This window comes from Streptomyces sp. NPDC093089 (assembly GCF_044754405.1).
Lineage (GTDB): Bacteria > Actinomycetota > Actinomycetes > Streptomycetales > Streptomycetaceae > Streptomyces.
The window spans coordinates 393,601-414,803 of sequence record NZ_JBIVPA010000007.1; the positions used below are offsets into that span (position 1 = coordinate 393,601).

At 72.5% G+C, this 21,203-nt stretch carries 19 protein-coding genes; 3 read left to right on the top strand and 16 right to left on the bottom strand.

Going from position 1 to position 21,203, the window contains the following annotated elements; translation table 11 throughout:
- The 4 genes from ACIQFX_RS19045 to ACIQFX_RS19060 form a co-directional block, all read right to left on the bottom strand.
- Nucleotides 1-417, bottom strand: a complete 417-nt coding sequence (locus ACIQFX_RS19045) for a DUF6299 family protein (protein ID WP_402464481.1) — start codon at nucleotides 415-417, stop codon at nucleotides 1-3.
- A 129-nt stretch (nucleotides 418-546) separates the two neighbouring features.
- A complete protein-coding gene (locus ACIQFX_RS19050) occupies nucleotides 547-2,037 on the bottom strand; it encodes a tripartite tricarboxylate transporter permease (protein WP_402464483.1) in 1,491 nt (496 codons plus the stop codon).
- Nucleotides 2,038-2,040: 3 nt separating this feature from the next.
- Nucleotides 2,041-2,547, bottom strand: a complete 507-nt coding sequence (locus tag ACIQFX_RS19055) for a tripartite tricarboxylate transporter TctB family protein (RefSeq protein ID WP_402464485.1) — start codon at nucleotides 2,545-2,547, stop codon at nucleotides 2,041-2,043.
- Nucleotides 2,544-3,527 (bottom strand): Bug family tripartite tricarboxylate transporter substrate binding protein, encoded by a 984-nt coding sequence (locus tag ACIQFX_RS19060; protein WP_402464487.1) that lies wholly within the window; start codon nucleotides 3,525-3,527, stop codon nucleotides 2,544-2,546. Before ACIQFX_RS19060 ends, ACIQFX_RS19055 begins: the two co-directional genes overlap by 4 nt.
- Nucleotides 3,528-3,658: 131 nt before the next feature.
- On the opposite strand from ACIQFX_RS19060, the gene ACIQFX_RS19065 reads away from it, so the two are divergent.
- Nucleotides 3,659-4,327: a response regulator gene (locus tag ACIQFX_RS19065; protein ID WP_402464489.1), complete on the top strand. Its 669-nt coding sequence runs from the start codon at nucleotides 3,659-3,661 to the stop codon at nucleotides 4,325-4,327.
- A gap of 169 nt (nucleotides 4,328-4,496) precedes the next feature.
- A complete protein-coding gene (locus ACIQFX_RS19070) occupies nucleotides 4,497-5,483 on the top strand; it encodes a lytic polysaccharide monooxygenase (RefSeq protein ID WP_402464491.1) in 987 nt (328 codons plus the stop codon).
- A gap of 3 nt (nucleotides 5,484-5,486) precedes the next feature.
- On the opposite strand, the gene ACIQFX_RS19075 is transcribed toward ACIQFX_RS19070, so the two are convergent.
- On the bottom strand, nucleotides 5,487-6,410 hold the full coding sequence (locus ACIQFX_RS19075; protein WP_402464493.1) for an esterase/lipase family protein: 924 nt from the start codon (nucleotides 6,408-6,410) through the stop codon (nucleotides 5,487-5,489).
- 497 nt (nucleotides 6,411-6,907) lie between these two features.
- On the opposite strand from ACIQFX_RS19075, the gene ACIQFX_RS19080 reads away from it, so the two are divergent.
- Nucleotides 6,908-7,948, top strand: coding sequence for a DUF3533 domain-containing protein (locus tag ACIQFX_RS19080; RefSeq protein WP_402464495.1), 1,041 nt, complete (start codon nucleotides 6,908-6,910; stop codon nucleotides 7,946-7,948).
- Nucleotides 7,949-8,049: 101 nt separating this feature from the next.
- Here ACIQFX_RS19080 and ACIQFX_RS19085 read toward each other — a convergent pair whose 3' ends face one another.
- From ACIQFX_RS19085 to ACIQFX_RS19135, 11 genes are all read right to left on the bottom strand, one after another.
- Nucleotides 8,050-9,570, bottom strand: a complete 1,521-nt coding sequence (locus ACIQFX_RS19085; protein ID WP_402464497.1) for an iron-containing alcohol dehydrogenase — start codon at nucleotides 9,568-9,570, stop codon at nucleotides 8,050-8,052.
- 152 nt (nucleotides 9,571-9,722) lie between these two features.
- On the bottom strand, nucleotides 9,723-10,613 hold the full coding sequence (locus ACIQFX_RS19090; protein ID WP_402464499.1) for a S1 family peptidase: 891 nt from the start codon (nucleotides 10,611-10,613) through the stop codon (nucleotides 9,723-9,725).
- A gap of 169 nt (nucleotides 10,614-10,782) precedes the next feature.
- Complete coding sequence (locus tag ACIQFX_RS19095) at nucleotides 10,783-11,649, bottom strand: S1 family peptidase (RefSeq protein ID WP_402464501.1); 867 nt, start codon at nucleotides 11,647-11,649, stop codon at nucleotides 10,783-10,785.
- A 188-nt stretch (nucleotides 11,650-11,837) separates the two neighbouring features.
- Entirely contained in the window at nucleotides 11,838-12,626 is a 789-nt protein-coding gene (locus ACIQFX_RS19100; RefSeq protein WP_402464503.1) for a DUF1684 domain-containing protein, read from the bottom strand.
- A 5-nt stretch (nucleotides 12,627-12,631) separates the two neighbouring features.
- Nucleotides 12,632-13,933: an NtaA/DmoA family FMN-dependent monooxygenase gene (locus ACIQFX_RS19105; protein ID WP_402464506.1), complete on the bottom strand. Its 1,302-nt coding sequence runs from the start codon at nucleotides 13,931-13,933 to the stop codon at nucleotides 12,632-12,634.
- Nucleotides 13,930-14,952, bottom strand: a complete 1,023-nt coding sequence (locus tag ACIQFX_RS19110; protein ID WP_402464508.1) for an LLM class flavin-dependent oxidoreductase — start codon at nucleotides 14,950-14,952, stop codon at nucleotides 13,930-13,932. The genes ACIQFX_RS19105 and ACIQFX_RS19110 overlap by 4 nt, the downstream gene beginning before the upstream one ends.
- A gap of 120 nt (nucleotides 14,953-15,072) precedes the next feature.
- A complete protein-coding gene (locus tag ACIQFX_RS19115) occupies nucleotides 15,073-16,047 on the bottom strand; it encodes an ABC transporter substrate-binding protein (protein WP_402464510.1) in 975 nt (324 codons plus the stop codon).
- An 85-nt stretch (nucleotides 16,048-16,132) separates the two neighbouring features.
- Nucleotides 16,133-16,942, bottom strand: coding sequence for an amino acid ABC transporter ATP-binding protein (locus ACIQFX_RS19120; protein ID WP_402464512.1), 810 nt, complete (start codon nucleotides 16,940-16,942; stop codon nucleotides 16,133-16,135).
- A complete protein-coding gene (locus ACIQFX_RS19125; protein ID WP_402464514.1) occupies nucleotides 16,939-17,835 on the bottom strand; it encodes an amino acid ABC transporter permease in 897 nt (298 codons plus the stop codon). The genes ACIQFX_RS19120 and ACIQFX_RS19125 overlap by 4 nt, the downstream gene beginning before the upstream one ends.
- Nucleotides 17,836-18,037: 202 nt before the next feature.
- On the bottom strand, nucleotides 18,038-19,843 hold the full coding sequence (locus ACIQFX_RS19130) for an FAD/NAD(P)-binding protein (RefSeq protein ID WP_402464516.1): 1,806 nt from the start codon (nucleotides 19,841-19,843) through the stop codon (nucleotides 18,038-18,040).
- Complete coding sequence (locus ACIQFX_RS19135; RefSeq protein WP_402464518.1) at nucleotides 19,840-20,688, bottom strand: amino acid ABC transporter permease; 849 nt, start codon at nucleotides 20,686-20,688, stop codon at nucleotides 19,840-19,842. Before ACIQFX_RS19135 ends, ACIQFX_RS19130 begins: the two co-directional genes overlap by 4 nt.
- Between the last annotated feature and the right edge of the window lie 515 nt (nucleotides 20,689-21,203).

A 21,203-nucleotide genomic window follows, 5' to 3' on the forward strand; every position in this document is an offset into this window, starting at 1 on the left:
TCAGCTCTCGTGCAGTTCCACGTCCGACGCCCGCGTGGCGAGGAAGCCGGGAGTGGGCAGGCCCAACTCGCCGGTGGTGAGCTGCATGAGGGTGGCCTCGACCCGGGCGGCTCCGGCCCCGTAGGCGGGGTCCTTCACCACGGAGGTGTTGACCCATGGGTGGACACGGCCGTCGCAGATCGCCCGCGTGCCGCCGATCCCGGCGGAGCGGTCGCCCTGGACGAGGGTGGAACTGACGAAGACGGGGCCGGCGCTGTCGTCGACGCAGAGGTACGTGCCGGACAGGGTCACCGTGCTGTCGGCGGCGACCGTGCCCCGCCCGTCGACGGAGAGTGTGTCGGCCCCTTCCGCGTGGGCGAGCGGGGCGACGGCGGCGGCGAGCAGGGCGGCTGCGGCCAGGGCGATGCGGACGCGCATGAGGGGGGTCCCTTCGGGATGTGGGGGGGATGGTGCTGCCCGCCAGGGATACCGGATCAAGCCGCCCACTGTCCGAAACTCACCCCATCGGGGGCGAGTTGGACAGCGGGCGCGCATACCGTCGTACGGTCAGTGCGGAGCCCGGCGACCGACCGCCTTCCGCAGCAGCGGCCAGGCCAGCAGGAGCACGACGACCGTGTACACGGCGATCGAGAACGGCGTGTTCACCAGGCCCGCCGGCGATCCGTCACTGATCTGGAGCGCACGGCGCAGCTGCTGTTCCGCGGCCGGGCCGAGGATCACCCCGATGACCGCCGGGAGCACCGGCAGGCCGTAGCGCCGCATCCCGAGGCCGAGCAGGCCGATGACGAGCAGGATCACCAGGTCCAGGGCCTCGCCGCCCACCGCGTACGCTCCGACGGCGGCGAAGAAGAGGATGCCGGCGTAGAGGTACGGGCGCGGGATGCGCAGCAGCTTGGCCCAGACGGGCGCGAGCGGCAGGTTGAGCGCGAGCAGCAGCACCATGCCGACGAACAGCGAGGCGATCAGGCCCCACACCAGCTCAGGTTCCCGCTCGAAGAGCAGCGGGCCCGGCTGGATGCCGTACTGCTGGAACGCGGCCAGCATCACGGCGGCGACGGCCGTCGTGGGCAGGCCCAGGGTCAGCATGGAGACGAGCGTGCCGGCCGCGGAGGCCGACGCCGCCGACTCGGGTCCGGCGACGCCCTCGATGGCACCCTTGCCGAACTGCTCCTTGTGCTTCGAGAGCCGCTTCTCCGTGACGTACGACAGGAAGGTCGGGATCTCCGCGCCGCCCGCCGGGATCGCGCCGAACGGGAAGCCGATCAGGGGCCCGCGCAGCCACGACTTCCACGTCCGTCGCACATCGTCCCCGCCCAGCCAGGGGCGGCCGACGGGAATGGCCTCCGCCGACGTGCGGCGCAGGTGCGCGGCGACCCACAGCGCCTCGCCGATGGCGAAGAGACCGACCGCGACGATCACGACGTCGACGCCGTCGGCGAGCTGGAGCGAACCGAAGGTGAGGCGCTGCTGCCCCGTCATCTGGTCGAGGCCGACCAGGCCGATCGTCAGACCGATGAGGAGGGACGCGAGGCCCCGGACACGCGACGAGCCGAGGACCGAGGTCACCGCGATGAACGCGAGGACCATCAGCGCCAGGTAGTCGGGGGCGCCGATGTCGACGGCCAGCGCCGCGACGGTCGGGGCGAGGACGACGAGCAGGATCGTGCCGATCATGCCGCCGGCGAAGTGGCCCACGGCGGCCGCGGCGAGCGCCTGCGCGCCCCGACCCGCCTTCGCCATCGGATTCCCCTCGATCGCCGCGACGACCGCGGCGCTCTCGCCCGGGGTGTTGAGCAGGATCGACGTGGTGGAACCGCCGAACATGGCGCCGTAGTAGATGCCGGCGAACATGATGAACGCGCCGGTCGGATCGAGTCCGTACGTCACCGGCAGGAGCAGGGCGACGGCCATCGCCGGGCCGATGCCCGGCAGCACGCCGATGGCGGTGCCGAGGAGCACTCCGATCGCGGCCCACAGCAGGTTCATCGGGGTGAGGGCGGTCCCGAAGCCGTCGATGAGGGAGTTCAGGGAATCCACGGGTCAGATCACTCCCATCAGCGGGCCGCCGGGCAGCGGGACGCCGAGCAGCCGGTCGAAGACGACGTAGGTCAGGAGCGACAGGCCGGCCGCGATCAGCGGATCGCGGTGGAGGTGGCGGCTGCCGAGGGCGTACGCCGCGCCCCAGAAGAGGAGGGCGCCCGCGACGGGGAAGCCGACCGGGCCGATGAGGACCGCGAAGGACAGGAAGACACCGGCGAGGAGCACGACCGTGCGCCAGTCCGCGGGCTCCGTCAGGTCGACGTCCTCGCCCGCCTCGGACTCGCCGCGGCCGCCGCGCAGGACGTCGACGGTGAGGAGGACGGCGACGACGAGCAGGCCGCAGCCGACCACGACCGGGACGGTGGCGGGGCCGACGGGGCCGCGGCCGGTGACGCCCGCGTCGAGGGTGACGGCGTCGGTGAGGACGAGGACGCCGAGGAGGAGGAGCAGGGCGCCGACGCCGAGCTCGGAACGCCCGCGCAGCAGGCTCTTGAGCGTGGCGGTCACAGGCCGAGCTCCTTCAGGACGGAGCCGACCCGCCGGTCCTGCTCCGTGAGGAAGGCACCGAACTCCGCGCCGGGCAGGAAGGCGTCGTTCCAGCCGTGGGTCTTCAGCGACTCGCGCCACTGCGGGGAGTCGTGCAGCTCCGTCACCAGGCCGACGAGCTTCTCCCGCTCGGCGTCGGACAGGCCGGGCGGGGCGACGACGCCCCGCCAGTTGGTGAACTCGGTGTCGAGGCCCGCCTCGCGGAGCGTGGGGGCGTCGAGGCCGGGGACCCGCTGCGGGCCGGTGACGGCGAGGAGGCGCAGCTCCCCCGCCTTGATCTGGTCCAGGTACTCGCCGACGCCGGAGACGCCGAAGCCGACCTTGTTGCCGAGGATGGAGGCGAGGAGCTCGCCGCCGCCGTCGAAGGGCACGTAGTTGACGTCCTTCGGCGCGATCCCGGCGGCCTGCGCCATCAGCATCGGCGCGAGGTGGTCCGGCCCGCCGGGCGAGGAACCGCCCCCGACGGGCACCTTGCCGGGATCCTTCTTCCAGGCCGCGAGCAGCTCCTGGATCGTCCCGTACGGGGAGTCCTTGCCGACCACGACGATGTCCTGCTCCTCGGTGAGCCGGGCGATCGGGGTGGTGTCGGCGAGGGTCCTGGGCGTCTTGTTGGTGTGGACGGCGCCGACGACACCGAGGCCCATGGACATGGCGAGGCGGCCGTCGCCGCGCTCGCCGACGAGCCGGGTGAGCCCGACGGTGCCGCCCGCGCCGGGCAGGTTGAAGACCTCGATGTCGCCGGTGAGGCCCGCCTCCTCGGCGTTCTTCGCCGCGGTGCGGGCGGTGATGTCGTATCCGCCGCCGGGCGTGTTGGGGACCATGAAACGCAGGCCGGGTATCTGCGTGCCGGTGTCGGAGCCGCTGCCCTGGCCGAGCAGCGGGGGACCCACCAGCACGAGCAGTGCCGCCCCGAGGAGGGCGAAGGGGGTGCGCAACCGCACGGGAGCCGCCTCTCAGGTAGAGGGATGAAGGGTGTGAGGTGGCCCACATGTTGCCGGTACGTGAAGAAGCTGTCTCTCTTCCGCAATCAACGGACGTTGTGGTCCTTGTGGTCGGGACCTAGCGTGTCCGCGTGACGAATGTGCTGGTCGTGGACGACGACTTCATGGTCGCCAAGCTGCACTGCCGCTACGTCTCGGCCGTGCCCGGCTTCCGCGTGTCCGGCGTCGCCCACACCGGCGCCCAGGCCCTCCGCGCCGCCGACGACCTCCGCCCCGACCTCGTCCTCCTCGACGTCTTCCTCCCCGACATGGACGGCGTCCAGGTCCTGCGCGAGCTGCGCGCCGCCGGCCACGCCGTCGACGCCCTCTTCATCACCGCGGCCCGCGACGCCGGCACCATCCGCTCAGCCCTCCGCGCCGGAGCCCTCCACTACCTGATCAAGCCCTTCAGCCAGACCGCCCTCCACGAGCAGCTCCGCCACGTCGCCTCCCTCCGCACCCGCCTCGACGTCCTCGACGAAGCCCGCCAGGAGGACGTCGACCACATCTTCGGCACCCGCCCCCGCGCCTCCCGCGAACTCCCCAAAGGCCTCGCCGCCCCCACCGCCGACCTCGTCGACTCCGTCCTCCGCGCCCACCCGGAAGGCCTCTCCGCCACCGAATGCGCCGAAGCCGGCTCCCTCTCCCGCGTCAGCGCCCGCCGCTACCTCGAATACTTCGCCCAAACCGGCCGCGCGGAAATCACCCTCCGCTACGGCGGCACAGGCCGCCCGGAACGCCGCTACCGCCACCTGGGCTGACGCATACGCGCGACGGCTCCGTCCCCTGTTCCTGAGGGGTCGCTTACCCCCGCCTTAACGGGGTCCTAAGGATCGCCGTCTCCCGCTCTTCGAGGGCTTTTTCGCGGGTTCGGGGGGCTAGCTTCCATGGCAGCCCGCTGGACGCATCCTTGTGAAGGAGCTGTTTTTCATGACTTCTCGTCGTATGGCCGCTGTGCTGACCGCATCTGCGGTAGTAGGTCTGTCGGGGCTGGGATCGGGGGCGGCGTTTGCGCATGGGTCGATGACGGATCCGGTGAGTCGGGTGGCGGCTTGTTATGCGGAGGGGCCGGAGGCGCCGAGGTCGGCGGCGTGCAAGGCGGCGGTGGGGGTGGGGGGGACGCAGCCGTTCTACGACTGGAACGGGGTGAACATCGCGAACGCGGCGGGGAAGCACCGGGAGTTGATCCCGGACGGGAAGCTGTGCAGCGCGGGGAACGAGAAGTACCGGGGGCTGGACCTGGCGCGGGCGGACTGGCCGGCGAGCAGGTTGACGGCCGGGGCGCACACGTTCCGGTACAAGGGGACGGCGCCGCACAAGGGGTCGTTCGCGTTGTACGTGACGAAGGACGGGTACGACCCGTCGAAGCCGTTGAAGTGGTCGGACCTGGAGGAGAGGCCGTTCGCGACGGTGACCGATCCGGGGATGGAGAACGGCGACTACGTGTTCCGGGGGACGGTGCCGGAGAAGTCCGGGCGGCATCTGATCTATTCGGTGTGGCAGCGGTCGGACTCGCCCGAGGCGTTCTACACGTGCTCGGACGTGGTGTTCGGGAAGGACGGCGGCGGTACGGCTCCGGCGCCGACGGCGTCCGTGCCGAGCGAGGAGGGCCGGGAGGAGTCCTCGGTCGAGCACGGCGGGCACGGGGACGATGACGCGGCCACGGGCGCGGGGGAGGCGGCGACCACCGCGCCCGCGCAGGAGCCCTCCTCCAGCACGCCCTCGCAGGAGCCCTCATCCACCACGTCCTCCCCCAACGCGCCCGCGCCCGCGGCCGGTTCGGGTTCCGGTGTGGAGCTGGCCGAGACCGGGGGTGACGGCGCCACGCCGTATCTGGCGGTGGGTGGCGCCGCCGGCCTCGCGGTGGGTGCGGTGGTGCTGTTCGGGGCGGGCCGGCGGCGCCGGGCGGAGCGGTAGGGGTCAGCCGAGCACCGAGAGGCAGGTGGTCGGGGTGGCGTGGGCGGGGTCGAGGGCGTTGGCGACTTCGTGGAAGGTGACGCGGTCGACCGTGCCGATGGCGACGTGCTCGGAGAGGTCGAGGGCGCACTTGTCCTGGATGAGGACGTTGGTGACGTTCGGGCCGCTCAGGAACTGGGAGCGCCACGGGGTGACGACCTGGTCGTACTGGCTCGCGATGACGTGGTAGCGGACGCCGGGGACGGTGTCGCCGCCTTCGTTGAGCTTGGTGATGAAGGCGGAGCCGGCGATCTGGTCGGCGAGGCCGGGGGTCGTGGAGCTGATGAAGTCCTCGGCGCCGGGGAAGTACGGCAGGAGCTTGGTGAGGCCGAGGAGGGTGGTGCCGTGGTTGTCGGGGGCGATGCCGACGAGCGCGTTCACCTTCTCGGCCCCGCCGAGGAACTTGAGGTACCAGCGGGGCATCATGCCGCCCTGCGAGTGGCCGACGAGGTCGGCTTCGGGGGCGCCGGTGGCTGCGAGGACCCGGTCGACGTAGGTGTCGAGCTGGCCGGCGGAGGCGGCGATGGGGCCGAGGCCGTTGAAGAACGGCACGCCGGGCAGCTGACCGTAGTCGAGGGAGAAGACGCAGTAGCCGCGGTTGACCAGGTAGGGCGCGAGGCCGAGCCAGTTGTCGACGGAGTTGCCGAAGGTGCCGTGGACGAGGACGACCGGGCGCGGGTGGGCCGCGGAGGGCTTGCAGGAGAAGTCGTTCCAGCCACGGCTGGGGGCGGCGGCCTCCGTCTGGGCCGAGGCGGACGCGGTGGGAGCGAGGGTGGCGGCGGCGGTCAGCAGGAGGACGGACAGCGCTCTGACGGCGTGCGTCCAGGGCTTCCGGGGACTCCGGGGCTTCTCTGACGTGCGAGGTGTGCGGGACGTTCGGGGCAGCATCGGGCGATCTCCTTGCGGCTCAAGGGGATGGTGGGGGTGCTGTGCCCTGCGGTCCGGACCACAAGTGGGGATGCGCGGTGGGGATGCGCTTCAGCCAAGCTACGCACGGGTAGCCTCGGCTGGGAAGTTACGCGTCGGTAAAAAGTGGGGTGTCGCCGCCAGGCGACCTGACGGCCCGCCAGCAAGCTCGGCAGCACCGCCCGTCGGCCGGACTTCGCCCGCGCCCGGCCCGCCGCCGCCGCCTCGATGCGGCGGGCCTTCTCGCCCGCCGGGTCCAGGAACAAGCCCGCGCCGGGTCCAGGAACAAGCCGGCGACGGGTCCAGGGACACCTGACGGCGGGTCCAGGGACGCCTGACGGGCGGCCCCTTCGGCATCGAACTCGTACGCACGTCCCCACCCCCGGACTCGGCGCAGCTCACCTTCGAGCACCTGTGCGATAACTCGTTCGGGCCCTTCCCACCTGCGGAAACACCGCGCTCCCCCGAGCCTGGGGGGCATGAGTTTCGTTGATGAACTGAAAAGCGCCGTCACCCCGCGAGCCGCCCTGCTCGTGGTCGGCGTCTTCGCCCTCCAGCTCCTGTTCATCACGTCCTACGTCGGGGCGCTGCACAATCCGAAACCGGTGGACGTCCCCTTCGGCGTGGTCGCCCCTCAGCAGCAGATCGCCACCGCGCTGAACGACCGGTTGGGGAAGCTGCCCGGGGACCCCCTCGACCCGCGCGTGGTCGCGGACGAGGCGGAGGCGCGCGACCAGATCATGAACCGGGAGATCGACGGGGCGCTGATCGTCGACCCCCGGGGGCGCACCGACACCCTGCTCGTCGCATCCGGTGGCGGCAAGGTGCTCTCCGCGACGCTGGAGGCGATGATCACGAAGCTGGAGGCGGCCAACCAGCGCCTGGTTCGGACCGTCGACCTGGCGCCGTCCTCCTCCCAGGACTTCAACGGGCTCTCCGCCTTCTACCTGGTCATCGGCTGGTGCGTCGGCGGCTACATCTGTGCCGCGATCCTGGCGATCAGCGCGGGCTCGCGGCCGGCCAACCGGGAGCGGGCGCTGATCCGGCTCGGGGCGCTCGCGCTCTACGCGGCGCTCGGCGGCCTCGGCGGCGCGATCATCGTCGGCCCGATCCTCGGCGCCCTGCCCGGCAGCGTCGCGGCGCTGTGGGGCCTGGGCACCCTGGTGGTCTTCGCCGTCGGCGCCGCCACCCTCGCCCTCCAGTCCGTCTTCGGGATCGTCGGCATCGGGCTGGCGATCCTGCTCATCGTGATCGCCGGCAACCCCAGCGCGGGCGGCGCCTTCCCGCTGCCGATGCTGCCGCCGTTCTGGCGGGCGATCGGCCCGTACCTGCCACCGGGCGCGGGCACCTGGGCGGCCCGCTCGATCGCGTACTTCAAGGGCAACGACATGACCGCCTCGATGGTGATCCTGTCGGTGTGGGCGATCGTCGGCACGGCCGTCACCCTGGTGCTGTCCTCGGTGAAGCGGCATCCGAAGGCGGAGCGGATCGCCAGGGAGGCGGGCGAGCCCCGGGCGTAGCGGACGCGGTGCCCCCGGCGCGGTGCAGACTCCCGGCCCGCAGACTCCCGGCCCGGTGAAGGCCCCCGCCGCGCGGGCGGGGGCCTTCACCGGGCCGGGGTCTACGCGCCGTAGTACGCCCGGGTCATCAGTTCCTTCATCTCGTCGATCATCGGCATCCGCGGGTTGGCGGGCGCGCACTGGTCGGCGTAGGCGTTCATCGCCTGCTGCGGCAGGGCCGCCAGGAAGGCCGCCTCGTCGACGCCCTCCTCCCGGAAGGAGGCCGGGATGCCGCACCGGGTGCGGAGTTCCTCGACCGCCCGGGCGTAGGACTCCACGCCCTCCTCGGGGGTCGCGGCCGGCAGGCCGAGCATCCGCGCGATCTCCTGGTAGCGCTCCGGGGCCCGGTAGACCTCGGCCTTGGGCCACGGCACGGCCTTGTGGGTGACGGTGCCGTTGGGCCGGACGACGTGCGGGAGCAGCAGCGCGTTGGTGCGGCCGTGGGCGACGCGGAAGGTGTTGCCGGGGGTGTGGGCCATGGCGTGGACCAGGCCGAGGAAGGCGTTGGCGAAGGCCATGCCGGCGATGGTGGACGCGTTGTGCATCTTCTCGCGGGCCTCGGGGGCCGCGGCGCCCTCCGTCACGCAGGTCTCCAGGTTCTCGAGGACCAGCTTGATCGCCTGGAGGCACTGGCCGTCGGTGGAGTCGTCGGCGTAGGCCGAGACGTACGCCTCGGTGGCGTGGGTCAGGGCGTCGAAGCCGGAGTCGGCGGTGACCGTGGCCGGGAGGTCCATCGGCAGCACCGGGTCGACGATGGCGACGTCCGGGGTGAGCGCGTAGTCGGCGAGCGGGTACTTCTGCGCGGCCTCGGGATCGGAGACGACCGCGAAGGGGGTGACCTCGCTGCCGGTGCCCGAGGTGGTCGGGATCGCGACCAGTTTCGCCTTCTCCCCGAGCTTCGGGAAGCGGTAGGCGCGCTTGCGGATGTCGAAGGACTTCTCCTTGGTGTCCGCGAACTCGACCTCGGGCCGCTCGTACATCAGCCACATGACCTTCGCCGCGTCCATCGGGGAGCCGCCGCCGAGGGCGATGATCGTGTCCGGCCGGAAGTCCCGCATGGCGGCGGCGCCGGCCCGGACGGTGGCGGCGCGGACGATCCTGGCGGCCTCGGCCGAGCGCTTCTGCGCGGAGGGGTGGAAGGCGAAGACGATCGGGTTGCGGGTCTTGAGGGCGATGAGCGCCTTGAAGACCGTGGTCGAGGTGGGGTTGGTGACGGGGGTCATCGCGCAGACGACGCCGACGGGCTCGGCGATCTCGGTGATGCCGTTCAGTTCGTCGCGGCGGATGACTCCGGCGGTCTTCAGGCCGGCCATCGAGTGGGTGACGTGCTCGCAGGCGAAGAGGTTCTTGACGGCCTTGTCCTCGAAGAGGCCGCGCCCGGTCTCCTCGACGGCGAGCTTCGCCAGGTCGCCGCGCCCGGTCTCCTCGACGGCGAGCTTCGCCAGGTCGCCGTGCGCGCTCAGCGCGGCGAGCGAGGCCTTCCTGACGATGTGGTCGACCTGCTCCTGGTCGAAGGTCTCGAACCGGTCGAGCGCCGCGAGGGCGTCCCGCACCAGTCCGTCCGCCATCTCCTCGGTCTCCATGGCAGGCACTCCTTCTCCGGGTCCCTTTGTCTTCGGTGTCTCCATTCGACACCCGGTGACCTGCGGGAAGGGGGCGGAAGAGGACCTGGAGGAAGGGGGCGGAAGTCCCCTTGCGAGCACCTTCGCAAGGGGACTTCCGGGCCCGGTGCCGCCTAGTACACGCTCACCCCGTAGGCGCTCAGCGCCTCCGTCACGGGCTGGAAGAACGTCGTGCCGCCCGAGGAGCAGTTGCCGCTGCCGCCCGAGGTCAGGCCGATCGCCCGGCTGCCCGAGTGGAGCGGGCCGCCGGAGTCGCCCGGCTCGGCGCAGACGTTGGTCTGGATCATGCCGTAGACGATGTCGCCGCCGCCGTAGTTCACGGTGGCGTTCAGGCCGGTCACCCTGCCGCTGTGGATGCCGGTCGTCGAACCGCGGCGGGTGACGGACATGCCGACGGTGGCGTTGGCGGCGCTGGTGATGTCGACGCCGCCGACCGTGCCGGACTTGGTCACCGAGGTGTTGGTGTAGCGCACGATGCCGTAGTCGTTGGTCGGGAAGCTCGATCCGGCCGTGGAGCCGAGCACCGTCGTGCGGGACGAGTTGGAGTACCAGGTGCCCGCGCCGTCGGTGCAGTGGCCTGCGGTGAGGAAGTAGTAGTTCCCCGCGCCGTCCTTGACGTTGAAGCCCAGCGAGCAGCGCCAGCTGCTCGCGTAGATGGCGTCGCCGCCGGAGATCAGCTTGTTGAACGTGCCGGGGGTGCGCTCGACGCGCAGCGCTCCCGCGTTGGCCCCCGCCTGCTGCTTGATCTTCGCGATCTCGGCCGGGGAGACGGTGGAGTCGACGGTGACGACGACCGTCGAGGTCGCCGGGTCGACGTGCCAGGCGGTGCCGGCCACGTCGGCGGCGAGGACGGCGTCGCCCGCGGCGGCGAGCTGGGCGGCGCCGAAGGTTCCGGCGGGGCCGGCATGGGCGGCGGGGACGGCGAACGCCGCGGCGGCGGCGAGCCCGGTCGCGACGGCGAGCATCCGGATGTTTCGCGTGGGGGTGGTGCGCATGGTCCTCACTTCTCGTTCCTCCAGGGGGGGGATCGGGGGCCCGCAGTGGGGTGTCGGACCCGTGAGGCGCGGCCTGGGGCCGGCGCTGTGGGGGGAGTCTCGGGCCGTACGACTTCACGCCGCAAGGGCGCATTTCAGTCGTACGGCCTTCAACTGACAATCTTTATACGGGAGTTGATCAGTAGAGGCTCACCTTGTACTTGGCGAGGGCCTCGGGCACCGGCTGGTAGAACGTGGTGCCGCCGGTCGAGCAGTTGCCGCTGCCGCCGGAGGTGATGCCGAGCGCCTTGGTGCCGTCGTAGAGCGCGCCGCCGGAGTCGCCCGGCTCGGCGCAGACGTTGGTCTGGATCATGCCGCGCACGGTACCGCCGCCGGAGTAGCGGACGGTGGCGTCGAGCCCGGTGACGGTGCCGCTCCGGGTGCCGGTGGTGGAGCCGGAGCGCTTGACGGCCTCGCCCACGTAGGCGTCGGCCGCGGTGAAGCCGCCGGTGTGGGCGAGCGAGGCGTTGTCGTAGCGGACCAGGGCGTAGTCGTTGCCCGGGAAGCTGGAGCCGATGGTGGCGCCGATCAGCGTGGACTGGGCCGAGTTGGCGTACCAGGTGTTCACCACGTTGCCGCAGTGTCCGGCGGTGAGGAAGTAGTACGTGCTGCCGCTGCGGACGTTGAAGCCGAGCGAGCAGCGGTAGCCGTTGCCGTAGATGGCGTCCCCGGCCGCGAGCAGGGGCTTGAAGACGCCGGGGGCGCGCTGGACGCGGAGTGCCCCGGCGTCGGCGCCGGCCGCCCCGCGGATCCTGGCGATGCCCTCGTCGGTGACGGTGGAGTCGACGGTGACGACGACCCGGCCGGCGGCTCTGTCGACGTACCAGGCGGTGCCGCCGACTCCGGCGGCGTCGACGGCGGCGTCGGCGCGGGTGAGCTGGGCGGCTCCGGCGGGGCCGGGGGCGGGGGCGGCCTGGGCGGCGGGGAGTCCGAGGGCCGTGACGGCGGCGAGGCCTGCGGCGACGGCGAGCAGGCGGGTGCGGGTGTTCCTCACTGTGCTCCTCACTGTTCTCCTTCTGGGAAAAGCGGAGGGGCCCGTGGGTGACGGGCCCGTGAGGCGCCATCAGGTGACGTGTTCCTGACATGCACCGCCAGTGATACTGGCCCTCGTACAGCGGACGCACAAGACCGCAGTACGGACGGATGCCCCCTGCCGTCCCGGCCGGGGGCATCCCTGCGCGAGGAAAGACCCGGTCAGGCGGGGTTCAGCAGCCGCTCCCCGGCCGGCACCGCTGTGTCGAGCGTGTTCCCGGGCGGCGGGAACGGGCAGATGAAGTGGTCGACGAACGCGCACGGCGGCAGCAGCGCCCGGTTGAAGTCCACCGTCACGGAGCCGTCCGGCGCCGGGGCCGCCGGCCGAAGGAAACGGAAGCGGTAGCTGTCCCGGCCGCTGGTGGCGTCCGCGAAGACCGCCCACAGCGTGCCGTCGTCCTCGACGGCCACCTGGAGGACGTGCTCCCCGCCGTGCAGCTCGAACGACAGCTCCCCGGAGAGGCCCAGACCGCGCTCCCGGCCGTCGGCGTTCCTCACCCGTACGCTGCGCGTCGCCTCGTACGGACGGTAGACGCCGGGCACCACCCAGCGCTCGTCGTACGGGGTGGCCTCGATGCCCCGGAAGGCGCGGCGCGCCTCCGCGCCGGGGTCGAAGTCCCGTACCGCCCAAAGCCCTTCGCGTCGCAGCACGACGAGCCGCCGGCCCGCCGCCTCGACCCGGGACTCGTGGATCGGGCCGTGGTCGGCGCCCAGCCGGACCGTGCCGGCGAACGGCTTGCCGTCGACGGTCAGCCCGTCCCCGGCGTCCGCCGTCAGGACCACCTCGTCGCCGCCCTCCCGCCACTCGCCGGGAACGGCCGGAATCCGCCCCTCGGGGAAGTCCGCGAGCCAGTGGGTGCCCGAGAGGGAGAGCGGGCCGTACGAGGAGGAGACCGCGGCCTCCCGCTGCTCGTGCCAGTGCTGCCAGTCCTGCCGTGGATCCGTGCTCATGGTGTTCAACCCTTCCATACGGGCTCGGGAAGCCCGAGGTGCGACCGCAGCGTGGTGCCGGAGTAATCCGTACGGAAGACCCCGCGCTCCTGGAGCAGCGGGACGACCCGGTCGACGAATTCGTCCAGGCCGCCGGGGGTGAGGTGGGGTACGAGGATGAAGCCGTCGGCCGCATCCGTGGCGACGTGCTCCGCGAGCGCCGCCGCGACCGTCGCCGGGGAGCCGACGAAGGACTGCCGGCCGGACGACTCGATGACCGTCTGCCGGATCGACAGCCCCTTCGCCTCCGACAGCGCCCGCCACCTCCTGGCCACCGCCACGGGGTCGGCGACCCGCACCCGACCCTGGGCGAGCGTGGAGTCCGGGTCGGGGTCGATGGCCGGAAGTGGTCCGTCGGGGTCGTAGCCGGACAGGTCGCGGCCCCAGATCTGCTCCAGGGCGAGGATCGCGTTCTGCGGGGAGACCTGCTGCCGGCGGATCTCGGCCGCCCGCTCGTGCGCATCGGCGTCGGTGTCGCCGAGGACGTACGTCACTCCCGGCATGATCTTGACGTCGCCGGGGGCCCGCCCGTACCGGGCGAGCCGCCCCTTGACGTCGGCATAGAACTCCCGGCCCGCCTCCGGGGTGGAGTGCCGGGTGAAGACCACGTCGGCGGACGAGGCGGCGAACTCCCGCCCCTCGGGGGAATCCCCCGCCTGGATGACGACCGGATGCCCCTGCGGGGAGCGCGGGACGGTGAACTTTCCGCCGATCCGGAACTGCGGCCCGCTGTGGGCGAAGGACCGCGGGGCGCCGTCCGGGGACCAGGAGTCCCACAGCTCCCGGGCGGTGGCGAGGAACTCGGCGGCCCGGGTGTACCTGTCGGTCCGGTCCAGGTAGCCGCCGCGCCGGAAGTTCTCCCCGGTGAAGGCGTCCGACGAGGTGACCACGTTCCAGGCGGCCCGGCCCGCGCTCAGGTGGTCGAGCGAGGCCAGCCGCCGGGCCAGGTCGTACGGCTCGTTGAAGGTTGCGTTGACCGTGGCGGCCAGGCCGAGCCGATCGGTGACGGCGGCCAGCGCGTTCAGGACGGTGATCGACTCGGGGCGCCCGACGACGTCCAGGTCGTGGATGCGCCCCGCGTGCTCGCGCAGCCGGAGCCCCTCGGCCAGGAAGAAGAAGTCGAAGAGACCGCGCTCCGCCGTCCTGGCCAGGTGCTCGAACGAGGAGAAGTCGATCTGCGAACCGGACCGGGGATCGGCCCAGACCGTGGTGGAGTTGACGCCCGGGAAGTGCGCGGCGAGATGGATCCGCCGCCCGCCCCGGCTCATGCGGGCGCCCCCGTCGTCGCGTACTGGCTGACCGGGCGGGCGAGGCCCAGGTGGTCGCGGAGGGTGGACCCCTCGTAGGCCGTGCGGAACAGGCCGCGCTCCCGCAGCCGGGCCACCGTCCCCGCCGCGAACCGCTCCAGGTCCCGCCCCGGCACCGCCGGCACGAGGTGGAAGCCGTCGACCGCCCCGCCGCCGTGCCAGCCGGCGATCAGCTCGGCGAGCGCCCCCGGCCCGCCCTCGTACGCGTCGAGGTCCACGGTCAGCGAGAGCAGCACCCGCAGCTGCCCGGGGTCCCGGCCGTGGGCGCGGGCGGACCGGCGCAGCTCGGCGCGGAGGGCGGCGGCCTCCTCGGCGGCGGAGGCCCGGACCAGGACCACGTCGGCGTGGTGGGCCGCGGTGTCCCGGGCGGCCGGGCGGGTGGCGTCGACGACGGTCACCGGGTTGCCCTGCGGGGGCCGGGGGACGATCGAGGGTCCCCTGACCGAGAAGGTCGCGCCCTGGAAGTCCACGTGGTGCAGCTTGCGGCGGTCGACGAACCGGCCGGTCGCCACGTCCCGTATCTCGGCGTCGTCCTCCCAGCTGTCCCACAGCTTGCGCGAGACCTCGGCGACCTCGCCCGCCTCCTGCCAGAGCTCGGCGGTCGGCGGGGCCGGGCGGCGGCCGAACAGCCGGGCCTCGGCGCCGGTCGGGGACACCTCGATCCGCCAGCCCGCCCGGCCCCGGCTCACCCAGTCGAGGGTGGCGACGGCGGCCTGGACGTGGAAGGGCTCGGTGTGGGTGGTGGTCACGGTCGGCACGAGGCCGACGGAGCGGGTCTCGGGCGCGACCCGGGCGAGGACGGCGAGGGCGTCCAGGCCGGGCCGGGCGAAGGAGTCGTCGTGGGTGACGAAGTCGAGCGCGGCGGCCTCGGCGAGCCGGGCGAGCGCGACCGTACGGGCGGCGGTGTCCGGGCCCGGGTCGGGCCGGCCGGGGCCCGGGGCGAGCTCGGCGGCGAGGTGGAGCGGTCGTGTGCTGGTCATGCGGTCTCTCTCGGAGCGGGGTGGAGAGGAACGGGTGGAGAGGAGCGGGTGGAGAGGAGCGGGTGGGTAGCGGGCGCTGGGCAGGGTCCCCGCGGGTACGGGGAAGGCGGGGAGGGTCGGTCAGTTCTCGGTACGGGGCAGGCCGGGCGGGTTGATCTCCGACTTCCGCACGGCCTCGCCGGTGAGCCCCCACCGCTTGAGGACCTGGGCGTAGGTGCCGTTCCCGACGAGGTGGTCGACGGCGGCCGCGTAGGCGGCGACGAGGCCGCTGTCCTTCTTCGTGGTGGCGGCGATCTTGCCCTGGAGTCCGGCGCCGGCGCCGGAGAACTTCCCGACGGCCTCGGTCTGTCCGGCGGAGGCCACGTGGTACGCGACGGTGGGGTTGGGGCCGAGGAAGCCGTCGATGCGGCCGGACTGGAGGGCGAGGTAGTAGTCGGTGGTGTTGTCGTAGTACTTGATGTCGACGCCCTTGCGGCCGGCCTTCTCGTTCTGCCGGGACCAGTCGACGAGGATCTTCTCCTGGTTGGTGCCGGAGCCGACCGCGATCCGCTTGCCCGAGACGTCCTCGGGGCCCTTCACCGTCCAGCCGGAGCCCTTCTTCGCCTCGAAGGCGAGGTCGTCGAGGCGGTAGGTGGCGAAGTCGTACTTGTCCTTGCGCTCCTCGGTGACGGTGACGTTGGAGAAGACGGCGTCGTACTTGCCGCTGTCCAGGCCGACGAAGAGGTTCTCCCAGGACACCGGGTCGAACTCGGGCTTCAGGCCGAGGGTGTCGGCGACGAGGGTGGCGATGTCGAGCTCGACGCCGATCAGCGTCTTGTCGTCAGTGGCGCGGAAGGCGAGCGGCGGGTTGCTCTTGGCGGACACGCCGAGGACGAGGGTGCCTCTCTTGCGGACAGCCTCGGGGAGCTTCCCGGCGATGGCGTCGACCTTGGCGGTGCGGACGCGGTTCTGGTTCGGGCCGATGTTGATGCCGGTGTCCTTCCGGCCCTCCGGCTTGATCTCGTTGACGGCGGCGTCGCCCGAACCGCAGGCGGTGAGGAGCCCGAGGGCGGTGAGCGAGGCGAGGGCGGCGAGCAGGGTGCGGCGGGACGTCATGGCGATGCTCCTTGGATGAGGGGGACGTGCGGGTCGGGAGGGGACAGAGGACCTTGGATGAGGGGGACGTGCGGGGCAGGAGAGGTCAGAGGACCTTGGAGAGGAAGGCGCGGGTGCGTTCGTGGCGCGGGCTGTCGAGCACCTCGGCCGGCGGGCCCTGCTCGACGATCCGGCCCTCGTCCATGAAGACCACGGTGTCGGCGACCTCGCGGGCGAAGCCGATCTCGTGGGTGACGACGATCATGGTGGTGCCGGAGGCGGCCAGGTCCTTGATGACGTCGAGGACCTCGCCGACCAGTTCGGGGTCGAGCGCGGAGGTCGGCTCGTCGAAGAGGAGCAGGCCCGGTTCGAGGGCGAGCGCGCGGGCGATGGCGACCCGCTGCTGCTGTCCGCCGGAGAGCTGCTTGGGGTACGCCTCCGCCTTGTCGGCGAGTCCGACGCGGTCGAGCAGGCTCCGGGCCGCGGCCTCGGCCTCCTTGCGGGGGCGCTTGAGGGCCGAGACGGGGGCCTCGACGATGTTCTCCAGGACGGTGAGGTGCGGGAAGAGGTGGAAGTTCTGGAAGACGAAGCCGATCCGGGTGCGCTGCTTGAGGATCTCGCGCTCGCGCAGCTCGTACAGCTTGTTGCCGGAGCGGCGGTAGCCGACGAGGACGCCGTCGACGCTGACCGTGCCGCCGTCGACCTTCTCCAGGTGGTTGACGGTCCGCAGGAGGGTGGACTTGCCGGAGCCCGAGGGGCCGAGGACGACGGTGACCTCGCCGGCCCGGACGTCGAGGTCGATGCCGCGCAGGACGTGCAGCGGACCGAAGTTCTTGTGGACGCCGCGGATCTCGACCTTGGCGGTGGCAGTGGTGGCGGATCCGGCCGCGGGTTCGGCGGTGGTGACGGAGCTCATCGGACGCTCCCCTTCGCGTAGTGGCGTTCGACGTAGTGCTGGACGACGGAGAGCGCGGTGGTGAGCAGGACGTACCAGGCGGTGGCGACCATCAGGAGCGGGACGACCCGGCCGTTGCGGCCGTAGACGACCTGCACCTGGTAGAAGAGTTCGCCGATCGCCATGACGGAGACGATCGAGGTGCCCTTGAAGAGCGAGATGATCTCGTTGGCGGCGTTGGGCAGGATCGAGCGCATCGCCTGCGGCAGCACGATCCGCCGGACCTGCCGGAGCCGGGGGATGCCGAGGGCGGCCGCAGCCTCCGACTGGCCCTCGTCCACGGCGAGCACGCCGCCCCGGACGATCTCCGCCGCGTACGCCGCCTGGTGCAGGGCGAGCCCGAGGACCGCGGCGCCCATCTCGCCGACCAGGCCCGTCGTGTCGAAGGAGAGGAAGCTCGGCCCGAAGGGGATGCCGATGCTCAACTCCTCGTAGAGGTAGGCGAGGTTGAACCAGAAGAGCAGCTGGACGATGAGCGGGATGGAGCGGAACGCCCAGATGTAGGCGAAGGCCACCGACCGCAGGAACGGGCTGGCCGACAGGCGCATGAAGGCGAGGACGATGCCGATCGCGAAGCCGAGCGCGGTGCCGTGGAAGGTCAGCTGGAGGGTGACCCAGACGGCCTGGAGGATCGTCTCCGTGGTGAAGAAGGCGGCGAAGACGTCCCACTCCCAGCCGGGGTTGGTGACGAGCCCGTGGGCGAACTGCACGAGCAGGACTGCGGTGGCGGCGACGGCGACCCAGCGCCAGGGGTGGCGTACCGGGACGACCACGAGCGCGGCGGGCTCCGGCGGGGCGCCGGGCGGGTCCTTCGCGACGCGTGCGGTGGCGGGCGGATCACTGGTGAGAGACATGGCGGTTCCTCGGAAGGGCGGGACGGGTGGGAGCGGCGCGGGGCGGGGTCGGGTGCCCGGCGGGCGCGGGACACCGTGGACGCGGTGCGGGACCGCGCCCGGCGGTACGGGGCAGGCGCTCGGGACCGCGGGATCGGATGCTCGGCGCCGGGCGGTCAGGCGCTCGGCGGTGTGTGCGCCAGGCGCTCGGCCACGAGGGCGATCAGGCGCTCAGCGGTGCCGGCAACCGACACTCCCGGTCGCGCAGGAAGGTCAGCGCGGCGCGCGCGGTGGCGTCGTTCTGCCCGAAGGCGACCCCTCCGGTGCGGGGCCGGGTGAACGCTCCGCCGGCACGGGCGGTGGTGTGCGGCCCGAGCGCGAAGCGGCGCGGGTGCGGGCGTCCGTCGCGCTCCAGGATCCGGCCGTCGACGGGGTCGACGACGAGGAGGCCGCTCGCGGTGGCCCGGGCCCCGTCCTCGTACAGCGCGCGCAGCAGCGGGCTGCCGGTGAGTTCCAGGGTGGGTTCGGGGAGCCGGGCCTCGACCAGGACGCGGGCCTCGGTCCACTCCCCCGGCACGGCGGCGGACGAGGCGCGGAAGACCCCGCGCTCCTCGTCGGCCTCGACGGTGACCTGGGGGCCGAGGAAGCGCACGATCCCGGCGCGGGACAGGGCGAGGAGCTGCCGCAGCCGGGGTCCGGGCGGGCCGGAGGCGAGGTAGCTGAAGAAGCCGTGCCACCAGCCGCCGGGGTCCATCCGCTTCCCGAGCCGCAGGAGCTGGCCGTAGACGGAGAGCAGTCCGGCGAAGACGGCCGCGTCGGGGCTGTGGGCGGGGTCGTGGCGGCGGTTCAGGTCGCCGGTGATGTGGTCGCGCAGTCCGTGCTGGAGCGCTTCGGCGGACGCGAACCGGATGCCGTCCAGGGGGTGGTCGAGGGCGTCGAGGTCGAGCCGGTCGGCCGGGTCGGGGACGGCGGCGGCGACGACCGCGGCCAGCTCGGCCCCGAGCGGCGGGGCCGCCGCGTACGCCTTCTCGAAGTCGCTCCAGGCGAGCGAGGTCCGCTCGGGGTGGGTGGAGAAGAGCCGGTGGTAGTGGGCCCAGCCGAGCTCCTTGTCGACGAGCGGCCACACGTCGTCGCGGAAGTCGATCGGCCCTGTCCTCCGCAGCAGCGCGTCGGTCTGCTCGGCGCCGAAGAAGCGGGGCAGCGGCGGCCGTTCGCCGTCGAGGACGTAGCCGATCTTGGAGTGGTACGGGACGCCGCGGCGCGATCCGGCGTACAGCACCGGCTCCTTGCCGGAGGGTACGTAGACCAGCGCGTCGCCCTCGCCCTCGTACCGGCCGCCGCGGCCCTCGGTGAGCAGCACCATCAGGTCGACGAAGGCGAGTCCGAGGCCGCGGACCAGGACGGGTTCGCCGGCGGGCAGCGCGGCGAGGTCGGTGTCGGCGGTGAAGTCGGGCGGTAGGTGGGTGAGCCGGTGGCGGGCGGCGAAGGCGGCGAGTTCCCGCTGCTCGCGGTCGGGTTCGGCGTCGAGGTGCCCGACGGTGAGGACGACGAGGTCGGCGAGGAGGGGGCGGGTGCCGTCCGCCGGCCAGACCCGCTGGCGTCCCTCGCGGGGGCCGCCGATCCGCAGGGCGGTGGTGCGGTGCTCGTGGACGGTGACGCCGGCGGGCAGGGCGTCGCGGGCCCGCTCGTACACCCAGCGCAGGTAGGCGCCCTGCTGGGGGCGGGTGGGGAAGGTGCGGCCGTCGATGCCGGCCCATTCGGCGAGGGTGGGGCCGGGCCGGACGGGGCCTTCGAGTGCGACGGTCTCGTCGGTGAACATCGTGACGTCCTCGGCCTGGGAGTTCATCCAGAGCAGCGGGGACTGTTCGGTGCGCCAGATCCGGCCGGGGCCGGGCGGGTGCGGGTCGACGAGGTGGACGTCGAGCGGGCGGTCGCCGTACAGCTCGGGCAGGTTGGCGGCGAGCCGTTCGAGGAAGCCGGTCCCCCGCGGCCCGGCTCCCACGACGACGATCGACGGGCGGAGGCTCATCGGGCACCGGCCGCTCCGCGGGCGTAGTGCCGCTCGACGTAGTGCTGGCCGAGGCCGAGGACCGAGGTGACGGCGACGTACCAGAGCGTGGCGACGAGGAGCAGCGGGATGATCTCGTACGTGCGGTGGTAGACGAGCTGGGTCGAGTAGAGCAGGTCCTGGACGGCGATGACGGAGACGATCGAGGTGCCCTTGAGGGTCCCGATCAGCATGTTCCCCGCCGGCGGGACGATGGCGCGCATGGCCTGCGGCAGCACGATCCGGGAGAGCCTGCGCCACCGGCCGAGTCCGAGGGACTGGGCGGCCTCGGTCTGGCCGCGGTCGACGGAGAGGATGCCGCCGCGCACGACCTCGGCGGCGTAGGCGGCCTCGTGCAGGGTGAGGCCGATGACGGCGACGGCGACCGGGCCGAGGAGGTTGACGGTGTTCACGCCGAGGATCCGCGGGTAGAGCACGCCGATGTTGAACCAGAAGAGCAGCTGGACCAGGATCGGGGTGGACCTGAAGAACCAGACGTATCCCCAACTGACCGCCCGCAGGACGGGGTTGGCGGACAGCCTGAGGACGGCGAGCAGGGTGCCGAGGACGAAGCCCAGGGCCATGACGAGGGCGGTCAGCCACAGGGTCAGGCCCAGTCCGCGCAGGACGGACGCGGAGGTGAAGTACCGGGCGACGACGTCCCACTGGAAGGCCTCGTTGCGGACGACCGAGACGAGACCGAGCGCGAGCAGGACGAGGACGAGGACGGCGGCGGCCCACTGCCCGGCACGGCGGGTGGGGACGACGCGGAGCGGTGGTTCGGCCGGCGGGGCCGTGGAGGGCGTCTTGACGAGGGTCGCGGACATGCGAAGGCTCCGTGGATGCCAGGGAGTGGATCGAACACGGGGGTGCGCCTTCACACGCGTGGTGTGCGGTCCCGGGCCCCTCAGCCCGATCCGCCCTTCGAGGCTATGCGGTCAACACGCCCCGCTGTCAAGGGTGTCCGCACTGTGAGCCGCACGTCTCATCGCGGTTGACGCGGAAGCGGATGCCTGTTCCACTGAGGCCATGCATCCGCAGCAGCTGGTCAAGCGCTCCCACATCGACTTCGGTCGCGTGTGGTCCTCTTCCTGTTGAGCCGACCCCCTGCTCTGCCCCGCCCGCGTGCTGTCCTCCGCGGCGCCTTCACACCCAGGCCCCTCGTGAGCGCCTGAACCCTCCCCTCCCCTCGCTCCGCCCTGCTTCCCCCGCTTCCCCTCCTTTCACCTGCCCTCCCCCTGCCCTGCCGCCCCCTTCCCGGCGCTCCCTCTGCCTTGCCGCGCCGTTCCGGGCGTCCCCCTGCCTTGCCGCGCCGTTCCCCGGCGCCCCTCCCTGTCCTCCT